General features: G+C 30.9%; 2 protein-coding genes. Both read right to left on the bottom strand.

Annotated features, from left to right (window positions below; genetic code table 11):
- Positions 1 to 41: 41 nt before the first annotated feature.
- Positions 42 to 200 carry a hypothetical protein gene (locus DW059_RS16035; RefSeq protein WP_158552149.1) on the bottom strand — a complete coding sequence of 53 codons (159 nt, stop codon included), beginning with the start codon at positions 198 to 200 and terminating at the stop codon, positions 42 to 44.
- Positions 201 to 237: 37 nt separating this feature from the next.
- The gene (locus DW059_RS15595) at positions 238 to 1038 is read right to left on the bottom strand and encodes a hypothetical protein (RefSeq protein ID WP_117699390.1); all 801 of its coding nucleotides are present in this window, start codon (positions 1036 to 1038) and stop codon (positions 238 to 240) included.
- Positions 1039 to 1234: the final 196 nt, after the last annotated feature.

Below are 1234 nucleotides of genomic sequence, written 5' to 3'. Positions count from 1 at the left end.
TAATACACTTTTTCGATTCTTTGGTTCTTTTTATTTTTAAATCAATTAATATTCCCCTTATATGGATATTTAATTATTGTTGCATTATTTAAAATAATATCTATTTCCCAATTATCCGGCCAATTTGTCACTATATTAGAAACCGCCCTTTGTGCTCCTCCAGTATCTAGTGATGAAACTATAAATGCTATTTTCCTCATCTAATTTTTCCTTCCTAATTTTTAACCCTCACTATTATCAATAATATATCTCTGTTAATGTGTCTTCATTCGTATTATATATCCCCATATTAGGTTGTAAAACAGCCCCATCAAAATACGGTTCAGCAAGTTTTAACTTATAACAAACTACCTCACCAGGTCTTACATCATCCGGAATATCTAATTGCCACATTTTCTTTTCACCATTTGAATTCAAGAACTGTATTAATAGTAAATCAGCATTAAAGTCTTCTCTAATTCTTATTCCAAGAAAAACAGTATTGGCATCTATTACTTCCGCCTTATAGTTCTCTGTGTCATTTAGATTTACTTCTGCAGATTTATCCTCTTCTTCAAAACGATATCGATAAATATTAACATTAGTATCATCAATATTCTGACCGCTAATCTGTTCCAACCATGTATCTCGAAAGTCCGCATAAACTGGTGTTACCATATGCGCTTTATCAGCTTCAAATACTATAACTCCATCATTATACTCCTTTCCCATCCTAATAAAGTCTTTCATGCCACTATCCTGTAAGTAATCTGAATCCAGCATTTTTATATAATTACTCTCTGAATAATCAGTCAGGTATTCGCTATGATAGTGAAAAGAGCAAAAAGCAAATGGTTTACTTGTATCAATAGTACTATCTATTTTTGAATATGCTTCTTGTAATTTTGTTCTACTTAAATCCGGATTATATTCTGACACTGCAATTGTCAATAAACTTAAAGCCAACCCCATCACCAAGAAGGCTCTTAAGACTTTTTTGCCAAATCGCTCCATTATTTCAAATAATTGTTTAAACGAAACAGCTAAAATACAAGCCAATAATGGCTCTACAAAAAGGAGATATCTTATTCTGAACACATGGCTTGTACAGAATACAAATATAAATGTACATGATAAATAGCAAAATCTACAAAAAGGAGATATCTTATTCTGAACACATGGCTTGTACAGAATACAAATATAAATGTACATGATAAATAGCAAAATACAATTGCAATTAATTGTTCGTTTTCAT

This window comes from Roseburia sp. AF42-8 (assembly GCF_003435965.1).
GTDB lineage: Bacteria > Bacillota > Clostridia > Lachnospirales > Lachnospiraceae > Roseburia_C > Roseburia_C amylophila.
Note: the sequence above shows the minus strand (reverse complement) of the source record. Positions and strands in the feature narration are given on the sequence as shown.